The following is a 6,956-nucleotide window of genomic DNA, read 5'->3' as shown; positions in this document are numbered from 1 at the left end:
CTGGCCGACGCTCCCGACACCGCCGCAGCCGAGGCCACCGGGGTGCAGCAGCCGCGGCTCGCCGGTGCTCGCGGTCACATCCCGGCGCTCGAGGGTCTCCGCGGCCTCGCGGCGATCGGCATCATCACCACCCACGTCGCGTTCGTGACCCGGATGTCCTACGGGACGCCGGTGCGCCGCCTCTACGGTCGTCTGGACATGCTGGTCGCGGTGTTCTTCGCCAAGACCGGCTTCCTGCTGTGGCGGGCACACTCCGACCACGCCCGCCGCGACCGGCCGGGAACGGCCCGCGCGGTGATCCCCTACCTGCGGGCCCGGCTCGTGCGAATCATGCCCGCGTACTCAGTGCTCGTCGCCGTCGCCATGGTGCTCCTCCCCCAGAACCGGATCAACGGCCCCGTGGTCTGGCTGCGCAACCTCACCCTGACGCAGATCTACCAGCGGAGGTTTCTCGTCTCCGGGCTCACGCACGCCTGGTCACTCGCGGTCGAGATGGCCTACTACGTGGCGCTCCCGGCGCTGTGGACCGGGATGAGGAACCTGCGGGGCGACAGGGCCCGATGGCGGCTGCCCGCCGTCGGCGCCTTCGGGCTCTCCGGCCTGCTGTTCCCGCTGATCCCCTGGCAGCGCCTGCGGCTCCTGCCCAGGGGCATCAACGTCCAGATCCTGCCGCCGGCGTTCTCCGCCTGGTTCGCCTCCGGGATGCTGCTGGCCGAGCTGGCCACCGCCCGCCCGGGACTGCTCGCCCGACTGAGCCGGGCATCCTATGCCAGGTGGGGTTGGTGGACGGCCGGCGCCGGGGCGCTGCTCGCCACCACGTCGACCCGCTGGTTCTCCGAGGGCTTCCACCACCCGAGCGGCCGCGAGTACGCCGCGCGCAACGGGCTCACCGCGGCGATGGCGTTCTTCTTCCTCGGGCCGGTCGTCCTGGCCCCGGCGGGCACGCGCTTCCGCGTCCTGGAGTCGGCACCCCTGCAGGCGATCGGCCGCTGGTCGTACGGGATCTTCCTCTGGCACCTGATCGTGCTGCACTACGCGTTCCCGCTCACCCGCACCTCGCTGTGGACCCGGCGGATGGGCGTCATCTGGCCCGTGACCGTGGCCGGGTCGATCGCAGTGGGCGCGGCCAGTTACCGGTTCATCGAGGAACCGGCGCGAAAGCTCCTCTCTCCGCACGCCTGAATTCGGCGCCGAGTTCTCGTAGGGTGAGCCGCACGACCGCGGACAGGCGCGCGGTCACGACGAAGGAGAACAGACGATCGGTACTGACCCCGGGCGTCGGCGGGCCGGGCGTCGACCTCTACCGCCTCCTCGGTCGTCTCACGTCTGAATCCACACGCGTGATCGTCATTCCCGGACGAGATGTCGCGTGTGGGTGAGCCTGCAGCGTGTGGATCCGACGGCTGAGGACTCCCGTCCTGGTGCGCCCGGGAGCGGAATCCGGAAGAGCGCGGAGAATTATTGTGCGAACCTGTCGATCTTGCGGCGGCTGTTCGTCATGGAGGTGTCGGCGCACAACACCGCGGCCGGCATCCACCACTCCCAGTCAGGAGATCGACATGAAGTACGTACTGCTGCTTATGGCCAACCTCGAGGACGTGCGCTGCGGCGAGGAGGAAGGGCCCGGCGTCGAGGAGTTCATGGCCTTCGACGCCGAGCTGGAGAAGGCCGGCGTCCTCGCCGGTGGCTTCGCTCTGGAGGACCCCGAGACCGGCGTCACGGTCAGGATCCCCGCGGGCGGGACGGACGCCGTCGTGACGTCCGGTCCGTACGCCGAGAGCAGGGAGTTCGTGGGCGGCACGATCGTCATCGACGTGGCGGACATCGACGAGGCGCTGGCCTGGGCCGCCAAGTGCCCCGGCGCCAGGGGCGGACGGGTCGAGGTCCGCGCGATGCTGGAGTTCTGATGCCGGACCGACGGGTCCGGGGCGACGCGGGGGTGACCCCGTGACCGCCCCGGGCCCGGCGGCGTCGGACGTGCTGGTCGCACTGCGGCGCGAGGAGCACTCGCGCCTCCTCGCCACGCTGGCGTCACGCTTCGGGGATCTGGATCTCGCGGAGGACGCGGCCCAGGACGCGCTCGAAGCGGCGATCGAGGCCTGGCCCCGTACCGGGGTGCCGGACTCCCCGCTCGCGTGGCTCACGACCACCGCCACCCGCAAGGCGATCGACCGGCTCCGGCGGGAGAAGGCGCTCACCGAGCGTCTCGCGCGTCTCCGGGTCGAGGAGGACCGACGAACCTCCGCGCCGCCGGTCCGTGCGGTCGTGGAACCGGACGAGATCCCCGACGACAGGCTCGAGCTGTTCTTCGCGTGCTGCCACCCCACGCTCAGGACCGACGAGCAGGTGGCGCTGATCCTGCGATACCTCGGCGGTCTGACGACGACGGAGATCGCCCACGCCTTCCTCCTCCCGGTGACGACGGTGCAGCAACGCCTGGTCCGGGCGAAGAAGCGCCTCCGGGTCACGCGGATCCCGATCCGCACCCCCGGCCCGGATGATCTGCCGGCGCGACTGCCCGCGGTGCTCGCGGTGATCTACCTGATCTTCACCGAGGGATACGCCGCGTCCACCGGTGACGGCCACCTGCGCGGGGACCTCACGACGGAGGCCATCCGCCTCGCCCGGATCGTGCACAGGCTCGTACCGGGGCAGCCGGAGGCGACGGGCCTGCTCGCTCTCCTGCTGCTCACCGAGGCACGCGCGCCGGCCAGGGTCGACGACGAGGGCCTCCCCGTCCCGCTGCGCGAGCAGGACAGGGACCGGTGGGACCGTCTGGCGTCGGATGAGGGGCTGGCCCTGGCGATGGAGGCCGCGGCCGGCGGGCCGGGGCCCTACTCGGTGCAGGCGTCGATCGCCGCGGTCCACGCGGAGTCGCGAGACGTCGAGTCGACCGATTGGGCACAGATCGTGGTGCTGTACGACCTCCTCCTCGCTCTCGCACCCGGACCCGTCGTCCGGATGGCGCGTGCGGTGGCCGTGGGTCGCCGCGACGGACCGCAGTCAGGCCTTCGGCAACTCGACGCCCTCGCCGGAGAGGCGGAGCTCGAGCGGCACCACCCGTTCCACGCGGCGCGGGCGACGACGCTCGAGGAACTCGGCCGCGGTGACGAGGCCCGCCGGACCTGGGCGCGTGCCCACCAGCTCACGGAGAACGCCTCCGAGCGCGAGTACCTGGTCCGCAGGTGGTGGAACGCCTGACGTACTCGCCGACGAGTCGGCGCGTCAGCTGTCGAAGGCGTCGATGATCGCCTGGGCGGCGAGGGCCGCAGTCAACGTCCCCTCGCTGACACGCCGCTCGACATCGGCCGTGACCCGACGCACCTCGGGGTCGGCCGCGAGTCTCGCCATGAGTGTGTCGTGCACCATCGACCTGGTCCATTCGACCTGCTGACGGGCTCGACGGGCCTCGACCTCGCCGATCTTCCCCATCGTATCCTGGTGCGAACGGACGGCATCCCAGAAGTCGTCCAGACCGTCACCTTCGAGACCCGACATCGTCAGGACGGGCACCTTCCACGCCGAGTCCGCCGGTCGCACGAGTCGCAGTGCCGCGCCGAGTTCCCGCGCGGCGCGTCTGGCGTCCTTGACGTGGGGGCCGTCGGCCTTGTTGACGGCGACGACGTCCGCCAGCTCCAGGACGCCCTTCTTGATGCCCTGGAGCTGGTCTCCGGTGCGGGCGAGGGTGAGGAACGTGAAGCAGTCGACCATTCCGGCGACGGTGACCTCGGACTGTCCCACCCCCACCGTCTCGACGAGTATCACGTCGAATCCCGCCGCCTCGAGCAGCACCATCGTCTCGCGGGTGGCCTTCGCCACCCCTCCGAGCGTGCCGGAGGTCGGCGACGGCCGGATGTAGGCGCGGGGTTCCGTCGAGAGCGTGGCCATCCGGGTCTTGTCGCCGAGGATCGACCCGCCGGTGCGGGTGGAGGACGGGTCGACGGCGAGGACCGCCACCTTGTGGCCCTTCTCCACCAGATACAGACCGAAGGACTCGATGAACGTGGACTTCCCCACGCCCGGTACCCCGGTGATCCCGATGCGCAACGCGCCACCGGCGTGCGGGAGTGCGCCGAGAAGCAACTCCTGGGCCTTCTCGCGGTGTGCGGGGTTCGTGGACTCGAGCAACGTGATGGCGCGGGCGAGGACGGGACGATCGTCCTCGAGTACCCCCTCGAGGAGGGCCGCCACGTCGATCTCCCGGCGCGGCCTCGGGCCCGTCGCGGACGGGACCGGACCGCGGACCGCACCCGTACCGAGCGTGGTGGACAGGCTGCCCGAGACGTTGCCCGAGCCCGCGGGATCGGGACCGGAGCCGAGGCGGTTCAGGACTCGGCCCCCGCCCCTGCCCCCTCGCCGGGGCGCGCCGGTGCCGAGCCCGCGGCGTCCGATCCCGGGGACTCCGGGCCGGCGGAGGGCAGCTCGTGACCGAGTTCCCGGGCCAGTGCCCCGAGCAGTTCGATCGCCGCGTCCGAGATCACGGTGCCGGGGGGATAGATGGCGGTCGCCCCGGCGTCGTAGAGCTCCTGGAAGTCACCGGGCGGGATGACGCCACCGACGGTGACCATGATGTCCGCACGGCCCACCGCGGCGAGCGCCTCGCGCAGTGCCGGCACCAGGGTGAGGTGACCGGCGGCCAGGGAGGACACGCCGACCACGTGGACGTCGGCGTCCGCGGCCTGCTGGGCGACCTCTTCCGGGGTCTGGAACAACGGGCCCATGTCCACGTCGAAGCCGAGGTCGGCGAAGGCGGTCCCCACGACCTTCTGCCCGCGGTCGTGGCCGTCCTGTCCCATCTTGGCCAACAGGATGCGCGGCCTGCGACCCTCCAACTCGGCGAACTCCTCGGCCATCTTCATCGCCTTGGTGACGTTGTCCACGGCGCCCTCCTTGGAGACCTCCTGCCGGTACACGCCGGACAGGGTCTTGATCTCTGCCTTGTGTCGACCGTAGACCTTCTCGAGCGCGTCCGAGATCTCGCCGATGGTCGCGTGGGCGCGGGCGGCGTCGATGGCCAGCGCCATGAGGTTGTTCTCCATACCGCTCCCGGCCCCGCCGCCGGCGGCCTCGGTGAGCCTGTCCAGGGCCGCCTGGCAGGCGGCCTCGTCGCGCTCAGCCCGGAGCCTGTCCAGCTTGGCGAGCTGCTCGGTGCGCACGCGGGAGTTCTCGACCTTGAGGACCTCGATCTCCTGGTCCTCGGTGACGACGTACTTGTTGACCCCGATCACCGGCTGGCGACCGGAGTCGATCCGCGCCTGGGTGCGGGCTGCGGCCTCCTCGATGCGGAGCTTGGGGATCCCCTCGCCGATCGCCTGTGCCATCCCGCCCGCCTCCTCGATCTCGATGAGGTGCAGTCGGGCCTTGTCGGCGAGCTGAGCGGTGAGCCACTCGATGTAGTACGACCCCGCCCAGGGGTCGATGGGGCGGGTCGTCGCCGATTCCTGCTGGAGCAGGAGCTGGGTGTTCCGCGCGATGCGGGCGGAGAAATCGGTGGGCAGCGCCAGCGCCTCGTCGAGGGCGTTGGTGTGCAACGACTGCGTGTGACCCTGCGTCGAGGCCATGGCCTCGATACACGTGCGGGCGACGTTGTTGAACACGTCCTGGGCGGTGAGCGACCAGCCGGAGGTCTGGGAATGGGTCCGCAGGGACTTGGACTTCTCGTTCTGCGGTCCGAACTTCTCCACCAGTTCACTCCAGAGCAGGCGGCCCGCCCGCAGCTTGGCGATCTCCATGGAGAAGTTCATCCCGATCGCCCAGAAGAAGGACAGCCGAGGGGCGAACTTGTCGATCTCCAGCCCGGCGTCCAGCCCGGCGCGCAGGTACTCGACGCCGTCCGCGAGCGTGTACGCCAACTCCAGATCCGCCGTGGCACCGGCCTCCTGGATGTGGTAGCCGGAGATCGAGATCGAGTTGAACCGGGGCATCTTGCGGGAGGTGTAGGCGAAGATGTCCGAGATGATCCGCATCGAGGGCGTGGGCGGATAGATGTAGGTGTTACGGACCATGAACTCCTTGAGGATGTCGTTCTGGATGGTCCCCGCGAGCTGCTCCGGAGCCACCCCCTGTTCCTCGGCCGCAACCACGTACAACGCGAGGATCGGCAGGACGGCGCCGTTCATCGTCATCGAGACGGAGACCGCGGACAGGTCGATCTCGTCGAACAACTCGCGCATGTCCAGGATCGAGTCGATCGCCACACCCGCCATCCCGACGTCCCCGGCGACCCGGGGGTGGTCGGAGTCGTACCCGCGGTGGGTGGCCAGGTCGAACGCGACCGACAGCCCCTTCTGGCCCGCCGCGAGGTTGCGGCGATAGAAGGCGTTGGACTCGGCCGCGGTGGAGAAGCCGGCGTACTGCCGGATGGTCCACGGCTGGTTGACGTACATGGACGGGTACGGACCGCGCAGGAACGGCGCGGCGCCCGGGACGGTGTCCAGCGGGAAGGGCGTGACCTTCTCGCCGTCGTCGGTCGGGGCGCTGCCCGTCTCGACCGCGTCACGGTCCGCCTTGGTGAACACCCGCTTGACGTCGATGCCCTCCGGGGTCTCCCACGTGGGGCCCTCGTCGACGGAACCCGGCTGGGGGGCTCCGTCGGTGGACCCCCGCAGCGGAGAGATGCTGAAATCGGGGAAGGTGGTCATCTCACTTCACTCCCAGCTGGTCGAGGAGGGTGGTCAGGGCGGCGACGGCGTTGATCCCGGTCGCGAGGTATCCGTCCGGTCGGTCGTCGGCGTCGGCGGGGAACCCCTTCTCGGCGCCCGCGAGGTACACCGTCGTCACACCCGCCTCGCGCAGCGCCCGGACGGCCTCCGGGCCCTCGGTGGCGTAGCGCTTGTCGGCGCCGCAGAGGACGGCGATCTCCTCCCCCTCGCGGACCCCGGCGTACTGGTCGGCCGCGGTGGCCAGGGGGTTGCGGGCCTCGATCCCGCCCGCCGCGAGCAGGTTGGCGATGAAGG

General features: G+C 70.7%; 5 protein-coding genes and 1 pseudogene. 3 read left to right on the top strand and 3 right to left on the bottom strand.

Annotated elements, in window-relative coordinates; translation table 11 throughout:
- The 3 genes from G6021_RS01885 to G6021_RS01875 all read left to right on the top strand — a co-directional run.
- Positions 1-1,182: acyltransferase (locus tag G6021_RS01885; protein ID WP_182640547.1), on the top strand; the 1,182-nt coding region annotated here is incomplete at its 5' end.
- Positions 1,183-1,559: 377 nt separating this feature from the next.
- Complete coding sequence (locus G6021_RS01880; RefSeq protein WP_179525288.1) at positions 1,560-1,907, top strand: YciI family protein; 348 nt, start codon at positions 1,560-1,562, stop codon at positions 1,905-1,907.
- A 40-nt stretch (positions 1,908-1,947) separates the two neighbouring features.
- Entirely contained in the window at positions 1,948-3,201 is a 1,254-nt protein-coding gene (locus tag G6021_RS01875) for a sigma-70 family RNA polymerase sigma factor (RefSeq protein ID WP_182640546.1), read from the top strand.
- Between the two features lie 24 nt (positions 3,202-3,225).
- Here G6021_RS01875 and meaB read toward each other — a convergent pair whose 3' ends face one another.
- From meaB to G6021_RS01860, 3 genes and pseudogenes are all read right to left on the bottom strand, one after another.
- Positions 3,226-4,197: a methylmalonyl Co-A mutase-associated GTPase MeaB gene (gene meaB, locus G6021_RS01870; RefSeq protein ID WP_346034559.1), complete on the bottom strand. Its 972-nt coding sequence runs from the start codon at positions 4,195-4,197 to the stop codon at positions 3,226-3,228.
- Between the two features lie 128 nt (positions 4,198-4,325).
- A complete protein-coding gene (gene scpA / locus G6021_RS01865) occupies positions 4,326-6,641 on the bottom strand; it encodes a methylmalonyl-CoA mutase (RefSeq protein ID WP_241736384.1) in 2,316 nt (771 codons plus the stop codon).
- Between the two features lies 1 nt (position 6,642).
- Positions 6,643-6,956, bottom strand: a pseudogene (locus G6021_RS01860) (methylmalonyl-CoA mutase); the annotation flags it as partial.

Origin of the sequence: Dietzia sp. CW19 (assembly GCF_014145265.1) — a bacterium.
Classification (GTDB): Bacteria; Actinomycetota; Actinomycetes; order Mycobacteriales; family Mycobacteriaceae; genus Dietzia; species Dietzia natronolimnaea.
The sequence above is the reverse complement of the archived record's forward strand: the minus strand, read 5'-3'. Positions and strand labels throughout refer to the sequence as shown.